Raw genomic sequence first — 20,412 nt, 5'->3', positions numbered from 1 at the left:
CCGCATCCCCGGCGGGTCAGTTTTGCGTGGAAATTAACACACAGTAGCAAGAACGGTCGTGCAATCAGCTGCGGTTGCCCCTGGAAAGCGTCCAGAACGGCCACAGTGCCGCTTCTAGGCAGTCGGGGCTGATCCACAACGTTCCGGTTCCATAAACGGCTGTGATGCGCGCATACGTTGCGCAGGTAATTTAGGCTCCGTAACCAGCTGGCAAACACCTGACCACTACCTACCGGGAGGCCGTAGCCCTGTGCGATCTGATCCTGTTCGGCCGATGCCAAGCCCGAGAACAGCACCGACATACAGCCGAAATCCCACACTTCGCACGCCACCCAAATGGCCAGCGGCAGCCCGTATTTAGTCCGGTAGTGATCAATGAACTTCTCGCGCGAGCGACGAATCAGCTCGTCATGCTTGGACAGCCAGTCCTCGTGCTGCGTCCGCCCGGATCGTTTGGGAACCTGCGCGAAGTTGGGGTGGAACAGCGTCGCGTCCTGATAGGAAAAAGCGCCCTTCTGCCCCAGCCTGTGAGACAAGTCCACGCGCAACGCGATCTCAATGCGCTCCAATGCATCCAGCGCCAGCATGCGCAGTCGCTTGTCAAAGACATAGAGGTCAGCAACATCCCGCAGGCAAGTGCCTTGCTTGAACTGATCAAGCACCAGACGCTCACCACGACGACCACCCTGCACTGGCTGCCATTTGCGCATGTCATACCAGTAGCCCGACAAGCGGTAGTAACCTATGCGCTCCAGATACTCGGCGGCCTTCTCCGGGTCTCCAATATCCATGCCGCGCGCTTGCAACTGGGCAAGTTGATCCGCCACACTAAGCCAAGGCTTCTGATAGCTCATCAAAAGCCTCCCTGCAACAACGACAGCAACGTCCGGCCTACGCTCGAGAAACGGGTCATTGCACTCACTCCACTGCCTCAACCGGCGCTGGCGCGCCGTTAATCAAGCCGTCAGCCGCAAAGGCAGCCTCCAACAGCCCGAGCATTTCCCGCTGATGTCTAAGCATGGCTCCGTCTGATATCCACGCCCCATCAACCGAGAACGCCGAGTACATCGCCAAGGTCTTCAGGCTCTGACTCTGCTTTTCGCTCACCAGTTGCTTGAACTTGTCCTCCGGCCCTGAGTTGCCGAGGCGGGAGTTCATCGTATGACTGACCAGGCACAGATTACCTAGAGCATGCAGATGGTCGTCATCCCACGCATTGCCCGTAAACAGCTCCGTCTGCGGGTGCAGGTGCTCCACTGAGCGGCGAGTGCTGGTGAAAGCAAAATCGCGCCAGTCCTGCTCTCCCGGCTTGTCCTCATGCTTGGCCTGCAGCCAGAGCAAATAGTCCAAGAAATTGAAGTCCACCAACCTGGCCCGCCCATACGTCAACTTGTTTGGCAGCGCCTTGACCAGTTCACTATCCGGTAGATGGGGTTTAAAAAACTGTGTTGAACGGCGCACTAGCGCCTCATAGGTCACAGGCTCAGCCTCGCCAGCACCCTCCTCCAGCACAAAGGCCTTGGCCAGTCCTTCCAGTGCCAGCAAAAACGCTTCAGCATCAACAGCTGTCGCCGCGTCCTGCCGGTACAGCCAGCGAAGCACTCCTTGCAACCAGTGCTTGCGCGTGGGCAGCATGTACGACACATGCAGCGCAGCCTGCAGCATTCGCAAGCGCTCCGCATAGTCCTGAGCAGCATCGTCGAAGGCATTGACCCACTGCAGTACCGCCTTCTCATTCCTGAACCGGCAGCGCTGCAGTTGCCAGTGCTCCTCGTGACTCTGGCTGTCAACACCGCTCTTGATCACATGCTGGTCCAGCAAAAACCGGCAGCGCAACAGCCTGAAGCCGAACTCCTGAATCTGCCCCGCATCCCCACGCAGCAATGGCTCAAACGCCGTCAGCTGGTGCTTGTCGTCTAGCGGTGTGTTCGCAAATTCCTCGCCCGGCATCATGGCCAGCACTTGCAGCAAGAAGTTGGGGAAATTGATCACCGGGCCGAACTGGGCTTTGCTCTCCTCTTCTTCCTCATCGTCCAGTGACTTGCTGGAGACCTTCTGCCCGCCTGCAACACTGCGGGGCCCTTCAACTATCAGTTGCATCAATGACTTAGGAGCAGCAGTCGTCTCAGCAAGACCGTCAAAGCATGCCAGCAAGGCTTGTGCATTTTTCACAAGCAGCAATCTGCCGTCAGCAGCAAACAAGCGCTTGCGCAAGTCCGGCACGAACCCAGACTGCACTGACCTGTCCATCACAGCGCAGGCATCCCACACCGTATGCAGCACTTTCATTGCCGTGTGCTCACCATGTTGCTGCAGCGCCCCCAGCAAGCGCGCCTTCAGCACCTCGTGCTTGGCCAATTGCTCGCCGCGGTTGTTCATCACCTCGAAGTAATGATTCAGGTCGGTTCGTGGGGGCAGATCCACCCGCAGCAATTGAACGCGCTCCAGCAGGAATTGAGCAAACACCTTGCGATGCGCTTCCGACAGCTCACGCAACAAGCCTTCGATAATGGCCCACCCCTCCCAAATGCTGCTGGCACCGCTGGCATCATCACCATCTGGCTTGCCTTTGGCCTGTACTGCCGCCTGCAAAGGTTGCGCAAATACTGCCTTCAGCGCCTGGCTCGAAGCTTCTCGGCACTCAAACTGCAAAGGCATATGTGCCATAGCGCCTCCCAGCTCAGGGTGCATGGCACGCAGCACCGACACCAGCAGGCTCAGCGTCGTCAATCGCTGCTGGCCGTCCACCACCTCCCAGTGCTGATGCTGTTCAGTGCGCCGCGCATACACCACCAAGGTGCCAATGTAGTAGTCATGCACCAGATTCTGCGCATTGCGCTGGGCATAGTCGTTCACGTCAGCAATCAGTTGGCCGATCTCTCTCGCCCCCCAGGCATAGTTGCGCTGATACACGGGAATGGAATACAGCCCTTCTGCCAGCACCTGCTGCACAGTCAGCAGTTGAGGCTCATGCTTGTTGTTCATGCTCTTCCTTCAGTGCCATCTTGCCGCCAATAGCCCAGCTTTTCCATCCAGCGCTGCAGCGCCTCCAAACCCTGTGATGGCGGTCTGCCATGCTCGTAAAAGGCAGAAGGTAAGGCGATATTCAAAAAATCCTGTGGTGTGATTGCGTCGCGCAGCACAGCAAACGGGTTGACTCCGCCCTCACTTGCAAATTTATCCATGCTACCCGCCATCACCCGACGGTTGAGCAAGCGCGCATATACCCAGACAAACGCCAGCTCTACAGCCTGCGACAGCCCCTGCTCGCCAAATTTGTCTACGTAGTACATCAGCAGCGCGTCAAACACGGCGCGCACATGCGAGTCGCCCTTACGGTCACGCCCTGCATAGCGCCCCAGCGTCAGCAAGATGCCACGCGCATCCTCTGCCAGCGCGTGCTCAAACTTTTGGGCCCAGGGCGGCAGCTTCCCCGCTTCTTGCTTGTGATGAAAGCCCATGCCCCAGTAGTGCTGCACCCAGTCAAAAAAGCGCAACCCATTGACCACTGGCGCATCCAGTTGGCAGGGCCACACCCGCCCGCGCGTGCCCGTATGGCTCTCCAGCAAATGCACAGCATCGTCCAGCATGCGCCACGCACGGCTCATGGGTGCAGCCGCACTGCTCTCCAGACTGATGCCTTTGAACACTCCCACATGCCGCTTGCCAAAATACTCAGCATCGCGCCCACGACTGCGCTGGCGGGTTTGAAACAGGAAACGGGCAAACAGCCGCTCCAGGTCAGATTGCGAGCATTGCTCCCATGCCTGCACAGCCTGCCCCTGCAACGCCAGCTCGGCTGGGCGCAGCGCCCGCAGGTGAAAAGCCTTGAGCAAATCATGCACGCACAGCGGCTTGCCACGTCCGTTCTGCGCGTCAAAGAACTGAAACGCCTCCGTCAGGCTGTACAGCTCCACACGCACCACCTCGCAGCGCTCCAGCAAAAACGAGACTTGCGCTTGCCCCCACTGCGCCTGTCGAATATGACGGGCAATGGCTTGGTAATTGGCCTGTACCAGTTGGTGCGACAAGGGGCTGGGAAATTTGGGCTCAAACAGCTCCAGCGCCAGTAACTCCTTCTGCCAGGGCTCGCGCTGCTCCTCTGGAACCAATTTGGACTCTGCACGCAAGGCATGCAGCACCAGCAGCAAGGTCACCGTGCGCTGCTGCCCGTCCACGATATGGTGCAGTACGCGCCGCGGTGAGACGGGCTGCCCCGACAGCTGCCCCGCTTCTACGTCCTCACCGCCTTCACCGCGCTCCTCTGCCTGCTCCACATGCACCACCACCGTGCCCATGCGATAGCTGCTGGCCCCTTGATCCTGCGCCGTCGCCTGAGCCTGCTGCTCAATATCACGCAGCAATTGCTGTACCTGCGCCATGCTCCATTTGTAGGGGCGCTGGTAGTGTGGAATGTTCAGCGCCAGATCGCCCAGCCAACTACGCAAGGTGCAGACTGCGGCGCGGGCCTGTGACGATCTCTCCTCTGGCAATGGCTGCATCACCACCATGCCAGCTCCCTCGCTCATGCTTCCCATCGTGGCTCTTTCTTCTAAATTGGGACTCCGCAGGTACCCTCCACCTTCACGCGCACATATCGCCTTTTTGGGCAAATGTGGGGAGACTTAGCTTCGCGATCTTGTCACGCTGCCGCCTGTACCAAAGCCTCGGCCAAACGGGCCTGCACCGACTGACGCTCTGCCAGCCGCTGGCGTAGGTCGACACACAGGCGGCGCAGTTCCGTAACGCGGGCGACGATGCGGGATTGCTCGGCGAGGGGAGGAAGTGACACAGTAAATGCCACCAAAGCCTCCTGATTCAGCTTTGGCATCTTCACCCGGTTCTCCGCGATGCTCACCTGATTCAAAAACGGGCGACTGAGTATGTACATAAGCAAGAAATCTGAGTTCAACATCGACTCAATCGGATACATATCCGCACTGCAAAGCCCTTCGAAATCGACAAGCACAGCTTTCGAAAGCGAAGGACGAATTTTGGAATATAGGATCTGCCCTGGCTTAAAAAAATGATTGGGACTAACGATCTCTGCTTGCGCTACAGTCCGCTTTTGCAGCAACCGGCCTGTACCCTTCTCGATACAGTCAGGAGCTACTTGGCGCTTGTTGAGATGCAGTGCTGGGGAGACAAGGTTAGATGCGATGCTGGCAATCTGTCCAAAACGCGCCCACTCCCACCCCACCGGCAACGCAAACGGCTTTTCCTCATCCGTAATCGGTGCCAAAGGTTTGCCACGCTTGATCTGGCCTGCGGCGATCAGGCGGTCTTTTTCAGCGCGAATCTTTTGCAGCAGCACGCTGGCTGGTTCATCGGCTGGGTCTTGGGGCACCAGCACGCCGCGCACTGCCAGTTGCAAAAGCGTTTGCTCCAGCGCGTCAATGGCCTCGGGGCGGTCCAGCAGCAGGTCATAGTGCTGGGCTACACGCTGCCAGTTGTCGGCCAGTTCTTCGGGCGTGGCGCTGGCGGTCAGCGTACCCAGCAGCGTGCTGACCAATTGGGCGTGTTGCATGGCCTCCAGTTGGCCCTTGGCCTCCAGCGCGTCGCACAGGCGCATCAATTCTTCGACGCGGGCGACGATACGGAGTTGTTCGGTCGCTGGCGGCAGAGGAAACTGTAAAGGGCGCAGCTTTGTTAACGAAATATTGGCAATGTTTGTCGTTTGGCTAGAGCTGTCGATCAACAACGACCGCGCGTATGGGGTTCGCAAAACCGCCATTGCATAGCGTGGATCAATTTTTCTAGGACGTAAAACTCCGAGAAAACCACCAAACGTCGCTTCAGCATGAGGAATATGTTCGATGAGCGCAACCTTGCCGACCAGTTCACGACTGTTTGCCATAGACATCACGATGTCGTGATGCTGGATAAGCTGGTCCTCGCGTCCCATGAATGAACGATCCACAAAAAGCAGGTCATCCCATTCAATGGTCTGCTGCACATTCGATGTGCGCAGACAAGCAATTCGACCAGCGGCAGCCTCTTTGGTTTTTTGATTGGCCGGAAAAGTAATGCCGCGCACAATGTCGATGACCTCGCCAAGTGCTACCCAACTCCAAGAAGCAGGCAACTCAAATGGTAGTTCTTCGTCAGATAGCGCAGGTTCATTCTTTTCGCGCTTCAATATTTTGGCGGCAATCAGCCGGTCTTTCTCCGCCCGAATCTTTTGCAGCAGCACGCTGGCCGGTTCATCCGCAGGGTCTTGCGGCACCAGTTTGCCTTGCACGGCCAGCGTCAAAATCAGTTCACGCAGTTTGGCAACGCCGCCGGGGGCGGTAGCCAATAATTCCATATTTGATAGCAACATGCGCTTATTCCTTAAGCGCCAGTGGCCGTTTTGGCTGCAATAGCTCCGCCCAGCGACTGGGCCAGGATGTGCTTGAGTTCATCGCGCAGCGTCTGGGCTTCGGTTTGCAGGCGGGCGTAGTCGGCCAGCAGCTCGTCCGGGTCGTGGCTGATCTGTTCGCCCACATGGGGGTTTTTCTGGTCCAGGTTCCAGTTGGCGGCGCGCAGGGTGTCCAGGCTGACTTTCCATGCCTGCTCGTTTTCCACCCGGCTGACGTAGCCATCAGCGGCGCTGCCCCACCAGGCTTTTTCCACCTCAAACTCTTCAATGCGAATGGGTTTGGTCTTGTTGTAGTTCTTCACGCCCGTGGGGTAGCGGTGTTCGTAGTACCAGACATGCTCGGTAGGCTGGCCCTTGGTGAAGAACAACAGGTTGGTCTTGATGCCGGTGTAGGGGTTGAACACGCCATTGGGCAGGCGCACGATGGTGTGCAGATTGCACTCGGTGAGCAGCTTTTCCTTGATGCGGCTTTTGCTGCCTTCGCCAAACAAAAAGCCATCGGGCAGCACCACGGCGGCGCGGCCACCGTCTTTGAGCAGCTTCATGATGAGGATCATGAACAAATCTGCCGTCTCGCGGCTGCGCAGGTCGGCGGGAAAGCCGTCCTCAATACCGGGTTCTTCCGTGCCGCCAAAGGGTGGGTTGGTGAGGATGATGTCCACCTGATCGGCTTTGCCATAGTCGCGCAGCGGGCGGCTCAGGGTGTTGTCGTTTCTGATCTGGCTGGGCACCTCAATGCCGTGCAGCATGAGGTTGGTGACGCACAGGCTGTGGGGCAGCGGCTTTTTCTCCACACCGCGCACGGCGGTTTGCAGCAGGGCTTGCTGCTCAGGCGTTTGCGCTTGCTTACGCAAATGCTCAATGGCGCAGACCAAAAAACCGCCGGTGCCGGTGGCGGGGTCCATGACGGTTTCGCCCAACTGCGGGTTGAGGATGTCGGTCATGAACTGGGTGACGGCGCGGGGCGTGTAGAACTCACCCGCATTGCCGGCAGCCTGCAGGTCTTTGAGCAGCTTTTCGTACAGATCGTTGAACTGGTGACGCTCTGCCTGGCGGTTGAAGTCAATCACCGCCAGCTTGTTGATGACCTGGCGCAGCAGATGGCCGCTTTTCATGTAGTTGTAGGTGTCATCAAACACGCTGCGCAGCACATAGGCACGCGGGTTTTGTTCGATGCTGCCGGGCAGGTTGCCCAAGGTGGGGATGAGCTGGTTGTCCACAAAGTCCAGCAGTGCATCGCCCGTCATGCCTTCTTCATCGCCCGCCCAGTTGCGCCAGCGCAGCGCTTCAGGAATGGGGCTTTGGTAGTGGTCCTGGGTGAATTCCAGCTCTTCTTCCAGCGCATCAAACACTTTGAGGAACAGCAGCCAGGTGAGCTGAGACAGGCGCTGCGCGTCGCCATCCACGCCACTGTCCTGGCGCATGGTGTCTTGGATGGATTTGATGGTGCTGGAGAGGTTGGACATTAGGGAAAATTCAATCTAGATAAAAACGGCTTCTAGCGCCTATCACTCAATCGTGAGCAGCTATGCTTTTAGGATTTCTTCACGGCTTTACGGGCGCGCACTGTTTTGCGGGCAGGTGCCTCAGCGCTGGGTGCAGCGGGCGGGGGTGGCACGCAGGCAGTCTCAACGGCGGGTAGCTGCTGCTGGTAGAACTGGCCTTGCGTGCGCGCCTGCGCCAAGTATTCACCATAGCTTTCGCGGTAGCCGGGGCCAAGATAGGCCACCGTGCCCACGAGGCCATCGGTAGCAATGCCGCCGGCGTAGTTCATCAGGGCTGTCTGCAGCACCAGGCCGCTGCAGCCCGTCATGTCGCGCAGCCGAGTGGTGAGGGATTTGACGGCGTAGGCTTGGGCGCACTCATTGGCAGTCAAAGGCAGCAAGATGCTGTAGTGCGCGGTATCGCGCAAATACACCCAACGCCCCAAACGCATGCTGTGCACGGCCTGCTCCACATCGCTTGGCAGTGGCTTTTTAGTCTTGCGTAGTGCGGCCAGCGCATCTTCTAACACCTGCGGGTGCTCTAGCATCCAGTCGCGAGCCTCCTTAAGCAGCACCAGATAGTCCACGTCACCGGTTTCAGGCTTGGGAAAACTGGGGTGTGCAACAACCTCCAGCAGCAAGCGCTGGTAATGCTTGATGAAGTGCAGCGCAGTTCTATTGTCAATCAGGTGAGGCATGGTGCAATCAAAAGCAATGCCAGCGCTTGCAGAGCAAGCACTGGCAGCTATGTTTTGGGATATTTACGCAGCCGGCGGCTGGTAAATCGCCTGGGCCAGCTGAGTCAAGGCTGTTTGGTAGCCCTGCGGGCCTTTTCCACCAAAGCTTTTCATCAGCTCAACGGTACTGCCCATCTGGTTAAAGGGCTGCACTTTGAGAATGTCGCTATTTTCTATGGCAAAAATGCCCTCGTCGGCGTATTTGTCGATCAAGGCTTCCAGAACTTTGCGAGCGGTGTCGCCATATTTGGCATACACGCCATCGTCCGCCAGCTTTTTCTTCGCCCGCTTGGCACGCTCGCTGCGGGTGAGCAGGGGCTGATCGTAGGCCACATGCAGCAGCACATCAAAGGGGTCGGCATCGGCCAGTGCGGTGCCATCGCCTTTTTCCTGCGCCAGCTCTTCGGTCAGCACATCGAGCAGCACGCCGTGGTGCTGCAGCTCTTGCACCAGCACCTCTTTACGGGCAGCACTACCCCAGGCCTGCAAGAAGGCGTCGAGCGATTCGTATTGCTTGGCCAAGTTGATACGGGTGAAGTCACGCAGGCTTTCGGTCACCAGTTTGCCGTTGGCATCCAGGTACTGCACACGCTCGCGGGCAATGGAGACGGTGACGCGGTTGGCAATTTCGTATTTGCGAGGCTTGTCTCCACCAGCACCACCTGCTCCACCACCATATACACCTGCGGGGTCTTTGGTGTTGCCGCCAGTCGGCGTCTGATCACCTGCGTTGCCCTCATCACCAAAGCCCGGCAGCATGTTATCGCCGTCCAGCACAGCACCGTCACCTTGCACGGGGTCTGTTGGCTCCGGGGGAACTACGTCATCGTCGCCGGTGGGTTTGTAGATCTGGACAGGCTCACCATCAAAGTCCTTGTCTGCAAACAACTCGGTCGCGCGCTTGAAGTCAAGAATGGTGAAGAACTGCTTGCCATGCTCTTCATTGAGGCGCGTGCCGCGCCCGATGATTTGCTTGAATAGCGTCATGGACTTGATGTTCTGGTCCAGCACCACGAGCTTGCAGGTCTGGGCATCGACACCCGTACTCATCAGCTTGCTGGTGACTGCAATCACCGGGTCATCGCTATCCGGGTCGATGAAGTTGTCCAGCTCGCGCTTGCCAACCTCGTTATCACCCGTGATCTGCATCACATATTTATGGCGCGTCGCACAAATATCCTTGTTCGCCTCAGCCAGCACGGCAGTCATGCGCTGGGCGTGGTCCACGTCCTCACAGAACACAATGGTCTTGGCATTGCGGTCTGTGCCCTTGAGATACTGGGTGATCTTGTCTGCCACCACCCTGTCGCGCAGACCCAGCACCAGGTTGCGATTCATGTCCGCTGCAGTGTAGATGCGGTCTTCGATGAGATTGCCTTCATCGTCCAGCATGCCTTTGGGTGGACGCCAGCCAAAGGTGTCACGATCCAGATCGACGCGCACCACTTTGTAGGGCGCGAGAAAGCCGTCTTCAATGCCTTGCTTGAGGGTGTAGGTATAGACCGGCTCGCCGAAGTAGTGGATGTTGGATGCGTCTTCGGTCTCCTTCGGGGTGGCCGTCAACCCTACTTGGGTGGCGCTACCGAAGTAATCAAGGATGTCACGCCAGGCCGAATCCTCATTGGCGCTACCGCGGTGGCACTCGTCAATGATGATGAGATCGAAAAAGTCCGGGCTGAACTGGCGAAACACGTCATCTGCGCCTTTCCTGCCCGTGACTGCCTGGTAGAGGCCCAGGTAAACCTCATAGGATTTGTTGACTTGCTTGCCACCCGTCAGCTTCTTTCCCTTGGTGAGAGCTAGCTCCAGTTCTTCCACCGTGGTGGTGCCGTCAGCTTCAACACGCTCTATGCCCTTGGCATGCGGGCTGAGCTTGGCCATCGCGCCCTTGAAGGGCTTGAAGTCACCGACCATGGTCTGGTCAACAAGGATGTTGCGGTCAGCCAGAAACAGAATGCGCTTCTTGGCACCGCTCTTGAGCAGGCGCCAGATGATCTGGAAGGCTGTATAGGTTTTGCCGGTACCCGTGGCCATGACCAGCAACACGCGATTCTGCCCGGCGGCAATGGCCTCCAGAGCGCGATTGATGGCATGCAACTGATAGTAGCGCGGCACTCGGTTGCTATCGCCTTGATGGTAGGCAAAACCGTTGACGGTCGTTTGCGCTGGCGTCCACCCCTTCCACTGCTGGTAGAGCGCCCACAGACGCGCAGGCGACGGGAACTCGTCCATAGTGAGATTGGTGAGCAACTGCCCGTTGAAGAGCAAGCTGGCATCCCGGAATACAAAGCCGTCGCCATTGCTGGCAAAGGCAAAGGGCACGCCCATACGTTCGGCGTATTCAGTGGCCTGCTGTATGCCTGCGCCCACCGTATGGCAGTTATCCTTGGCCTCAACGATGGCGAGAGGCTGTCCAAACTGATAACACAGCAAGTAATCAGCCCGGAGCGCCGACTGCTTATCGCGCTGCGCTTTTTGACCACGAACAACAATACGGCCTGGAGCGATAGTGTATTCACGATAGATCTGATCGACCTCGCTCCATCCAGCTTTCACCACAGCTGGGCTGATGAATTTCGCACAAATATCGGCTTCGCTGAGCTGCTTCTTGTCCATGCCATCCCCGTATCTCTAATAGGATGATTATGGCTGCAATGTAATGCTGTCCTTACATTCAACAATCGAACCTGGATTAGCAAGCCTACTCAGCAAAATCTGTAATTGCCGCAGCGACCACCGCCCGCCTCTTGGAGCTGATAATCCCAGCCCATTCAGCTCTACCACCATTTTTCGCTGGCTCATGCCCTGCGCCTGAAACCCGGCAATCACGCTCCTGAATCTGGCAGCAAACGCAGTTGCAGCATCTTGGCGTGAGCTGTTCAAGGCCGACAGATTCGCACCACCAGCACCGCCAAGCACGACACCTCTTGCCTTTGCTGCTGCCAACGCTGCCTTGGTGCGCTGACTGATACGCCGCCCTTCAAACTCCGCAAAATTGGCCATGCTGACCAACACCATGCGACCTTCGGGCGTCACCGGGTTCACATCCGGCAGGTCGGCAAAACAGATCGTGACCTTGCTGGTGTCTATGACTTCAAGGAAGAAGCGCACATCACGAGCAAGCCGATCAAGCTTACCGATCACCAAATCGCAGTTATGTTGACGGCAATGCGCCAGAGCTCGCTCAAGCTCAACGCGCTGCTTCATTCCCTTGCGCCCAGACTCGACCTCCTGAAACTCATCAACATAGAGACCGCCCCTCGCGCTCACAAAAGTCTGCACGGCGGTTCGCTGAGCCTCCAGCCCCAAACCGCTCTGCCCCTGCCTCTGCGTACTCACACGCAAATATCCAACATATTTTTTCATCATCAAATCCTGTCTGACTAAATACACGAACGAGCGTTTAGTTGTTAGTCAGACCACAGAAATCAATAGGAAATATTTCTACCTGGGCAGAGCTTCAAACTTTCAGAATACAGTTTGAACTTACTTTCCAATATTAATGAAGAACTAACTGATAAAGTTCCTATCCAATATGACGTAAAGCACGTTTATGATTCACTCATTCAACGGAGTGAAAAATGAAAAGTCACGAATACATCAATATTGGTTTTATGAAGAGCGGCCTAAAAGTCAAAGAGGCTGCCGAGTTGCTTGAATTCAATAGATCCAATCAATTTTCTGCAGTGCGCTCTGGAGTTGAAAAGTTGCCCAAGAGCAAAATCTTCCTAGTTTGCGATCTTTTTGACCTCGACCCAATGACTTTAGTCGAGCTAATGATCAAAGATTCAATTGATGGCGAGTTCAGAGCCATTCTCGAACATGTGCAAAATTACATGAAGCAGCCTATGTTGACCGCATACGAGTTACTACTCATTAATTTCATTAGACAGCGCTCTGACACATGCAATATCAATTTTATTGATAACAAAAACAGTCCTGACTGGAAACAATCGGAGATTCTAAAGAAGTCTATCGAGAATCTATGCGATGCTGCAAAGCTACAGCGGGACCAAGCACTTACTGAGATGAGAAGTATTAAAATGCGAGGCCCCGTCTCCTACAAGAAAAGATAAAAAAGCGGCCGATACGGCCGATTTTCATTTTTTGTCGATCTTTCTTCTCAATGCATCCTTTAATGCCATCATTCCTTCAGCTACATTGAACTCACAAATCACAGGAATCTCAAACCGCATCAAATCAATATATGGTTTCAGGTCATTAACAGACGCAGCTTTTTCATATCGAACTTCCGAAATCAAATCACTACGCTCATGCCCCATTAAGTCGGCCTTCATAGATGAAACAATGCCAGTTTTTGACAAGGCGGCCGCGAAATTATGTCTCAGAGAGTGAAATGTATATTTTCCATCACGAGGTATATTCAATTTCCCAAGCATCACTCTGTCATTAAACCATTTTCCAGCATCCTTGCTGTACCCCTTCACCGCATGAAATTTAAGCTCAGGGAAAAGCCTCTCATAGCCCGCACTCATCAACGCATCACAGTAATCCTTCAACCCTAGGCGAAGCAGCTCGGGGTGAACTGGAATCAAGCGCTTAGCGTTACTGGTTTTCAAATCCTTGTCATCAACCTTGTTACCATCATCATCCTCATTCGTCACATGAAAGCACCACACCCCATTGATATCGACAATATCGCTCAGAGCAAGTTGACATATCTCATTCAAGCGAGCACCAGAGAATAGGCCAATCACTGGCAACCAATAATAATGAGGGGAATAGCTATGATAACGGCCTGCTGCAGTTCTATGCCCCTTACCATCACGAAACCATTCGAGCCCAAAAACCTGAAGCAGCATTTCATCAGTCAGTGCACAGCGTTCATCTTGAGCTCGTTTGCGCTTGACGACAATTTCCTCTGACAATCCGGCCGCAGGATTCTTTTCTAAGAGACCTTCATTGAGTGCCCATTTAAATATTGAACACGCACCATCCAATATTTTCTTCTGCTCATTAGATGTTATACATTTTAACTTCTTGGCTTTTGCTATATCCATCAACTCTTTAATCGATGCTTCACGTAGATCAAGCTTCTTAGGCAGCAAATCCCGACGGTATGGGATATGCTCCAATTGAGACTTAAACAACCGCAGGTCATTTCTTGAAATACCTTTAGACGGAACATCACCAATTAACCCCAGCAAGATATCGGCTTGCTTTCTACGCCTATCTTGCTGATCAAACTTCCAGGAAGAGCTAGCCACCTTCACGGAGAAATATTGCTCTATTAATTTCGACAACCGAATAGATTCGTCTACAACTACAGTTTCGACCTTCGGTCCTTCATCTCTTTTCTTGACACCAATGACCGCTTCAATTTTTCTGACTTTTTCAAGTAACTCAAACCGAAAGTGCTGAGCATCCGTTCGCCTAACCCATGCATCACGCAGGCGAAACTTCACATCGTCACCGCTTACGACAAAGTATCGACTATTAGTTGCAATCTGAAAAACCCTAGCACCATGCGATTCAGCATTGGAATATACAAGTTCCCGCACGTCGTCTTCAAAATAGAATTTTATAAATCCTGTCGGCCTAGTTATTCCGAATCTGGTGGTCAACATCTGAGGAACTATGGCAACCTCAACCTCCTCCCCATAGTACCCTAGCCCTATATCCTGTTCAAGGTCATCTATGATCCAGCCTTCAAGCCTTTCTGAGTGAATATAAAAAGGGTAGTTTCTATCGCACATCATCCGGGATATTTCCGTGATATCGGAACCCAGAAGACTTGCTAATTCGGGCAGTTTGATATAGCCCGTAGATAAAAGCTCCGGTAGAGCTTCTTTAATTTTTTCCGAATCCATGAATGAGAGCTGATGCAAGGTTCTGTGCCATCTCGCTCTAATGTCCGCAGCAATGATCTTGGAGACTACGGGCTTTCGACTTCCGGTAGAAAAGTGAAGCTCGGTCTTGCCGACGATCGATTGGAGACGCTTGGGCACGTACATCCGAACCGCATAGATGCCGCTTGGACGGCGATAGATCTGATCCATCTCGTAGAACACTCTCGTAGTAGTGCTTACGAAACTGGCACATTCAAACCGAAGGAGTCATTATAAATCAATGACTTAGGCTCGGTTTGGAGCGGGCGATGGGAATCGAACCCACGTTATTTGCTTGGGAAGCAAGAGTCCTACCATTGAACGACACCCGCACACTGATAACTGCATGATTTCATTGCAAAATCTGCCGCAAATCGTTGTCTTCACTAGGAAAAACAATTTAGTGCATCTAAAAATTTTAGCACAACGAAACCTAATGAAGCACGCTTGCACTTTACCAACTGGTATAGGTTTCAGTGTAGGTTTTTCCACCGTTAGGACCCGTGAACGCCGGTGCTGAAATCCTTGCAACCTTGCAACCTTGCACTCGGGCGAGATGCCCGTTGCCTCTATGGTGCCAAATGATCGCCATTTCGCTTCTCTGCCTTGTCGTCGGCATCTCAGACGGCGACACCCTGACCGCCCGATGTGGCGAGCCCGGCCAATATGAACAGGTCAAAGTAAGGCTGCAGGGCATTGACGCCCCTGAGCGCAAGCAACCGTTCGGTGAGCGTGCCCGCCAAGCACTGGCCGAGCTGACATTTCAGAAAGAGGCAGAGCTGCGCTGCACCAAGACAGACCGGTACAAGCGACAGGTCTGCACGGTCTGGGTTGCTCCTGCATCAGCGCCAACCGGGCCGCGCACACTCGATGCGGGCTTGGCCATGATCACACAAGGAATGGCCTGGTGGTATCGCGCCTATGCCCGCGAGCAGTCACCGCAGGAGCGCGGGCAATACGAGTTTGCAGAGCAAGAGGCCAAGGCTCGAAAGGTTGGACTTTGGCGAGATGCCGAACCCATCGCGCCATGGGATTGGCGCAAAGCCTTACGCGAGCCTCGGTAAAACCTAAGTCCGTAAACGACCCTTCTCGGTCTTCGTGTCGCCGGAGTCGGCGACCGCTTGGTAGCGCAATCTCCGCACGATGCTGAGATAAAAGTTATCGCCCTTCTTCTCGGCGGGCAGACAAAGGCGATACTTGTCCAATGACAATCAATGGAGATCGCAGTGACGGTTACAGGCCAACTTACAAAAATATTGTCGGGCACCTCGGACGTATTGAGCAAGGCCGTCGACAGAAAGGTGCTTGAAGTTCTACCCGGCATTAAGGCTGCGCTCGAAGTAGCTGAGAGCGTCAGAGGCCTTCGTGATCGAATCGAGGCCGAGAAGCTTGCGCGCTTTATTCGAACGCTGGATGGGTTGCCAGAAATTGAGAAGTACCGGATGTTCTCGAAGGCGGCCGAAAGCAGCAAGGAGATGGAGGATCTCGGACAACGTGTCGTACTGGCAATCTCGCTAGCCAACGATTTCAGCAAACCAGAGGTCCACGCCAAGCTCTTCATCGCCTTCGCCGAAGGCAAGCTCACGGCCACGGAGCTCGCGCGCCTTATCTCGGTGATCGCACCAACCCATACACCAGACCTGATCGCATTCGCCAATGTGACCAATCCCCACATGGGCGAGCTTGGCAATCGCCCTACGCAAGGGAAGGTCTGGAGGGTTCCCTTCGATATTGGGGAGCCCATATCGGTCTGCGGCTTCACGCGCTCCCTGTCGCTTGGTGGCGCCAGAAGCGAGTTCATGGTGACCGATGCCGGCCTTAGCTTCCACACGGCCTTGAACGAGGCCAACACGATCCTCGGGCGCCATTTATGCATCTGAAGTGAAAATGGCCATATCGGCCCCTTTGTCGCGATTCAGGGAACCGTCTGGGTTCGCATTCGTTTAAAAGCTCGCGCCCATCCCACTGCTTCGCAGCGGCGGCGCGGGCTACCGACTGCGAACGCCTCCACTCTCTGTTTGAGCGGACCTTCGATCGAACTCGCCGAGGGCACGCTGATGACCGATAACAGCCTGGCACCCAAAACTAGGCTGGATCGGCATCAAACACATTCACAGGTGCCAATCTAAGGAGTTGCCCCGCCTCCCGCACTGTCCCCCCAGCCACTGATCAATGTCGTGCATCTCGATCGGGATCACGCTGCGCTTGTCCTGCTGGTTCGCCTGCAGTTTGAAGCCTGGCTTGTGCATGCGACTCATCAGGGGATGTGAGTATGCAATCAACAAGGGCGGCACGAAGCCGCCCTTGTTAGGTGAGTTGCTGTCAGCACCAAAGGAGTGCTGCCGTCCTGTTATGCCTTTGACCAGTCTATTCGCTTGTAGGCACGAAGAACAGGTACTCACCTGGCCCCATCTGCGGGGTAATCACATAGCCTTCGCACTGCCTGTCCTTGCATTTCACAGGGATAGCGCGGGGCCATATCGTTGCTGCGGTCGGATAGCCAGGCAGGTACTGCGGCACATGCCAGACGCCATAGTCGCCCACCGGCTCTGCTTGCTGCGAGCCTGCTGCACCTTGCTCGCCACTTCCGAAGATCTGGCGTTGAATGCTCAACGGTTCATTGATGGCCCTGGAGTCGGGTGCAGCCAAAGACGAAGCGCTGCATAGTGCAATCGCTAAAAGAGCTAGAGTCTTGCCCATAGCGGCCTCCTAGATTAGGAATCACACCCACTAATTGGGGTACAGCTGTGCTGTACGTGGATCTTCCATCACAGAGGTGACAGCCGCTGGTTGAGTGACTTCCGGTGCAAAACTCGACTGAGCCTCTGAAGGGGGCGCAGCAGGAGTTGGGCTACCCTGTGCCGAAGCATCCGGCCCGTAGTTGTTCCGACGCTCATCTGCGGTCATGGATTGCGGGCATTTCGAACCCGTGATCTCCAGTGCCACGCGAGCGGCGGGATCCATGCAGTCCATTGCCAGCGAGGCTGCCTTCATGCCCTTGTTCCAGAGCTCACGGCTCATTTTCAGGCGCTTGCAATGCTCGTCCGTCCAGGTTGTACCGAAGCTCACGCCAAAGCCGGGGCCGTTGGCACTGCCGCTGCTGCTGCCCATGCAGGTGTCATTGCTGGTCGTGAGATTGGGGCCGCCCACGCTGGGAACGTTCTTCAGGGTGTAGGTACCGCTGTACTCCACAATGTTCTTGGACGTCCCGGACACAGTGCTGTTCAGGTTCTGGGTAGTCGTTCCGCTCGTTGTGATGTTCTGGTCGGAGGTAGACGTGGATCGGCTTTCCATCATGGCCGTTGATCGGCTCTCCGCCGGAGATGCAACCGGATTGACAATGGTGATCGACTGATTCTGTTGCGCCCCCACGGAAGAGGAGCTAGAGGAGCTTTGCGCGCTGCTGTCGGCACTTTGCGCATAGCTGCACAAAGGAACGCAAAGACTTAACAGAGCTATTGAGAATTTCATGCTTTGCTCCTACGTTGCCCGAGCCCGGCCAGGCAGCCAGACCCGGGACAAACACAACTATCTTGGGATAGCTGCCTTAGTTGGCATTGGCCGTTGAGCCTGCACCAGCAGTACCGGAGGTGCCACCACCGTTGGAGAAGTAGCCGGCGTTACCCCAGGAACCGGCATTCTGATGGACGGTACCCACAGAGCCTGCATTCGATGTGGTATTGGTCAGCGAGCCCCAAGGTGAGGAAACGGCTCCCGATGTGGCGTTGTAGCCAGAGGTGGTGCCCGCATTGTTGTGGACGTAAGCCAAGCCGCCGCCAGGGCCGGCGCCAGTTGCAGCAACATTCGCGGTCTGAGAAGAGGCGCCGCCGAAGGCAGTGCCGTTGACGGGTCCTGCGTTATAGCCGGCAGCAGCAGCCGAGCCCGCATTGGCATTGGTAGCCGCTACGCCGCCCGCAACACCGTTGCCGGAAGTGGCGGAAAGGCTCTTCACATTACCGAAGGTAGTTGCGCTACCACCGACAGCTGCCCCACCGATGCCAAAACCGCCTGCGCCGATAGCGCCACCAGCAGCGTTTGCATTCGACGTTGCACCGGAGGTTGCACTATTCATGCTCAGCGCACTTCCGTTGCCCGAGCTGGCCGCACCCGACATCGTGGCAGACGATGCGCTCGACGTCGTGTTTGTGGCTGCAATGCTTGAGCTGCTCACAGCAGCAGATGCAACACCAGCCAACGCAATAACCGCCATAGCAATCACAGACTTTTTCATGATCGTTCCTTTGAATAGCGAGTTTTCAGACAAGTGAAAGAGAGAGAGTGTGTGTGAGCAAAAGACCATTTGCAGATATGCAAAGTCCCCTGTTAACCGTCAACAAGTTCTGGAGTGCTTGGTTACGTTCCAAAACAAGCGTTCGGTAGTGGCAGTTTCAGAAAATGACTGAGAAACAGTAATACCCTATTTAGAAATATTTTCTTAACAAAATAAATTCAATAAAAAATTGATTGCGTTATTGTTTTTTGTGCATGGTGCGCTATTGAATAAATAGCATCCATGGGAAAATTCTTACAGTGTTAAAAAAAGTAATCTATATTTCTGTTTAATTTTCATATCCATTCTTTCAATAACAAAGGGTTTACATCTATTTTTCATGCATATACTTCAACCAATACCATATATTTGAGTTTTAATTTGTAAAAATATAAACTAGGTATTTCTTTATTTACTTTTAGTGGATTTTAAAAAAAGGAGATTTTATTTTTCGCGTGACTGCCAACCAATCTATCTACTTGCTGGGGTGTCACATGTATCTATCCGACGCATCTATGAGTTCGCGGTCCGACGTCGGCAGAGCTGAAGGCGCGTCTATTGCTTTCGGTGGTATGTGGCCGTCTGACATGAAAGGTCAGCAGAGCCAACCTGTGCGAGTCTTTCTGGTCGATGATGACAGGCACATCAGGAACGTGATCGCGCAGGAGCTCATGCGTGACCCGCGCACTCTTCTGGTAGGGCAGGCTTCCAGCTACAAAGAGGCTCGCAAGAACGTCTTTTCACAAGAGTTCGACGTACTCCTCATCGACCTGTCTATTGGCGAAGGCCAAGGAGCTGAGCTGCTGGAGTCCATCCAGCTAAAAAGGCCTGACGTGCTATGCATCGCAATTTCTGCAAGTGAAAGCGACGATGCGGCCATGGATGCTCTTAAGAGAGGCGCTGTTGGATACTTGGTGAAGAATTCGTGGTTTGGAAGCTATTTGCAGGCCGTGCTGGAAGTAGCCAATGGTGGAGCTGCGATATCTCCCCGGGTGGCGAAAAAAATCATTCCAAAAATATTCAATGCAGCTATGCAGGGAGAAAAAATCTTCACGCATAAAAAATTTGAGTCACTGACTGAAAGAGAAATAGATATATTGAAGTTGATAGCTCAAGGAAAAACAACTCAAGAGATCTCGTCCTACTTAGAAATCAGCCCTTTGACCGTGGCAACACATGTAAAAAATATTTACGGAAAAATGCAGGTCAGAACCAGAGCACAAGCTGTCAGATATGCGATGCTGACAGGTATCATTTAAACTCTCTTTTTTACCTGAATTTTAAGTTCGAGATAAATGGAATTTTTCTTACCGATATTCTTTGATTGAGTATTTTTGATAAGAGAGCTTGGTTGCTGACGCTTTTTACCTGACTGCTTTCAATTGTGCAGCCCCTGTTTGGTAATGTTCAAAAGCCTTCGCAGCCTGGGTATGGACAAAGCTTTAGGTGGTAGAGACCATGGTGCTTGGATACCACTCCGCAACCAGCATTGCTGCTTGTGCATGAGCCAATTGCCAATGCTCCTTTGACGTGCTGCCAGGGTGGTCTGGCAATTCAATGTGCCGATCCGCAGCCCGGATAGCAAACCAGAACCTACGACTCCAAGCATCGTTAAGCGGTGGCCTATGAAGTGCCGGTGACGTAATCACTATCACCCTCTTACCGGCCGCCCTGGCGTAACCAATCTCAACCAAAGTGTCGTAGGCTTCCA

16 protein-coding genes, 1 tRNA gene and 1 pseudogene are annotated in these 20,412 nt (G+C 54.4%); 4 read left to right on the top strand and 14 right to left on the bottom strand.

Annotated features, from left to right (window positions below; genetic code table 11):
* The 8 genes from CSE6_RS25250 to CSE6_RS25215 all read right to left on the bottom strand — a co-directional run.
* On the bottom strand, positions 1–854 hold an 854-nt coding region (locus CSE6_RS25250; RefSeq protein WP_059441821.1), incomplete at its 3' end, for an Abi family protein.
* 64 nt (positions 855–918) lie between these two features.
* Positions 919–2,985 carry a DUF262 domain-containing protein gene (locus CSE6_RS25245; RefSeq protein ID WP_059441820.1) on the bottom strand — a complete coding sequence of 689 codons (2,067 nt, stop codon included), beginning with the start codon at positions 2,983–2,985 and terminating at the stop codon, positions 919–921.
* Entirely contained in the window at positions 2,982–4,529 is a 1,548-nt protein-coding gene (locus CSE6_RS25240; protein WP_059441819.1) for a DUF262 domain-containing protein, read from the bottom strand. The genes CSE6_RS25245 and CSE6_RS25240 overlap by 4 nt, the downstream gene beginning before the upstream one ends.
* A gap of 113 nt (positions 4,530–4,642) precedes the next feature.
* Positions 4,643–6,322, bottom strand: coding sequence for a restriction endonuclease subunit S (locus CSE6_RS25235; RefSeq protein WP_059441818.1), 1,680 nt, complete (start codon positions 6,320–6,322; stop codon positions 4,643–4,645).
* An 11-nt stretch (positions 6,323–6,333) separates the two neighbouring features.
* The gene (locus tag CSE6_RS25230) at positions 6,334–7,827 is read right to left on the bottom strand and encodes a class I SAM-dependent DNA methyltransferase (RefSeq protein ID WP_059441817.1); all 1,494 of its coding nucleotides are present in this window, start codon (positions 7,825–7,827) and stop codon (positions 6,334–6,336) included.
* Between the two features lie 68 nt (positions 7,828–7,895).
* A complete protein-coding gene (locus CSE6_RS25225) occupies positions 7,896–8,543 on the bottom strand; it encodes a hypothetical protein (RefSeq protein WP_059441816.1) in 648 nt (215 codons plus the stop codon).
* 63 nt (positions 8,544–8,606) lie between these two features.
* On the bottom strand, positions 8,607–11,198 hold the full coding sequence (gene hsdR / locus CSE6_RS25220; protein WP_059441815.1) for an EcoAI/FtnUII family type I restriction enzme subunit R: 2,592 nt from the start codon (positions 11,196–11,198) through the stop codon (positions 8,607–8,609).
* Positions 11,199–11,225: 27 nt separating this feature from the next.
* Complete coding sequence (locus CSE6_RS25215; protein WP_083994833.1) at positions 11,226–11,951, bottom strand: recombinase family protein; 726 nt, start codon at positions 11,949–11,951, stop codon at positions 11,226–11,228.
* A gap of 212 nt (positions 11,952–12,163) precedes the next feature.
* On the opposite strand from CSE6_RS25215, the gene CSE6_RS25210 reads away from it, so the two are divergent.
* The gene (locus tag CSE6_RS25210) at positions 12,164–12,658 is read left to right on the top strand and encodes a hypothetical protein (RefSeq protein ID WP_059441813.1); all 495 of its coding nucleotides are present in this window, start codon (positions 12,164–12,166) and stop codon (positions 12,656–12,658) included.
* A 24-nt stretch (positions 12,659–12,682) separates the two neighbouring features.
* Here the strand turns inward: CSE6_RS25210 and CSE6_RS25205 are convergent, their stop codons facing one another.
* Together CSE6_RS25205 and CSE6_RS25200 are read right to left on the bottom strand one after the other, a co-directional pair.
* Positions 12,683–14,602 carry a site-specific integrase gene (locus CSE6_RS25205; RefSeq protein ID WP_152668666.1) on the bottom strand — a complete coding sequence of 640 codons (1,920 nt, stop codon included), beginning with the start codon at positions 14,600–14,602 and terminating at the stop codon, positions 12,683–12,685.
* A gap of 87 nt (positions 14,603–14,689) precedes the next feature.
* Positions 14,690–14,763 (bottom strand) — tRNA-Gly (locus CSE6_RS25200).
* Between the two features lie 249 nt (positions 14,764–15,012).
* On the opposite strand from CSE6_RS25200, the gene CSE6_RS25195 reads away from it, so the two are divergent.
* Together CSE6_RS25195 and CSE6_RS25190 are read left to right on the top strand one after the other, a co-directional pair.
* Positions 15,013–15,495: a thermonuclease family protein gene (locus CSE6_RS25195; protein WP_059441811.1), complete on the top strand. Its 483-nt coding sequence runs from the start codon at positions 15,013–15,015 to the stop codon at positions 15,493–15,495.
* A gap of 150 nt (positions 15,496–15,645) precedes the next feature.
* Positions 15,646–16,311 (top strand): hypothetical protein, encoded by a 666-nt coding sequence (locus tag CSE6_RS25190; RefSeq protein ID WP_059441810.1) that lies wholly within the window; start codon positions 15,646–15,648, stop codon positions 16,309–16,311.
* 487 nt (positions 16,312–16,798) lie between these two features.
* Here the strand turns inward: CSE6_RS25190 and CSE6_RS25180 are convergent, their stop codons facing one another.
* The 3 genes from CSE6_RS25180 to CSE6_RS26280 form a co-directional block, all read right to left on the bottom strand.
* On the bottom strand, positions 16,799–17,131 hold the full coding sequence (locus CSE6_RS25180) for a hypothetical protein (RefSeq protein ID WP_012839430.1): 333 nt from the start codon (positions 17,129–17,131) through the stop codon (positions 16,799–16,801).
* A 30-nt stretch (positions 17,132–17,161) separates the two neighbouring features.
* Positions 17,162–17,728 (bottom strand): hypothetical protein, encoded by a 567-nt coding sequence (locus CSE6_RS26285; protein WP_238585813.1) that lies wholly within the window; start codon positions 17,726–17,728, stop codon positions 17,162–17,164.
* Between the two features lie 250 nt (positions 17,729–17,978).
* A complete protein-coding gene (locus tag CSE6_RS26280; protein WP_232776547.1) occupies positions 17,979–18,602 on the bottom strand; it encodes a hypothetical protein in 624 nt (207 codons plus the stop codon).
* Between the two features lie 593 nt (positions 18,603–19,195).
* On the opposite strand from CSE6_RS26280, the gene CSE6_RS25160 reads away from it, so the two are divergent.
* Complete coding sequence (locus CSE6_RS25160; RefSeq protein ID WP_370545731.1) at positions 19,196–19,960, top strand: LuxR C-terminal-related transcriptional regulator; 765 nt, start codon at positions 19,196–19,198, stop codon at positions 19,958–19,960.
* 183 nt (positions 19,961–20,143) lie between these two features.
* Here the strand turns inward: CSE6_RS25160 and CSE6_RS26650 are convergent.
* Positions 20,144–20,412, bottom strand: a pseudogene (locus tag CSE6_RS26650) (AlpA family transcriptional regulator); the annotation flags it as partial.

Origin of the sequence: Comamonas sp. E6 (assembly GCF_001010305.1) — a bacterium.
GTDB lineage: Bacteria > Pseudomonadota > Gammaproteobacteria > Burkholderiales > Burkholderiaceae_C > Comamonas > Comamonas thiooxydans.
Note: the sequence above shows the minus strand (reverse complement) of the source record. Positions and strands in the feature narration are given on the sequence as shown.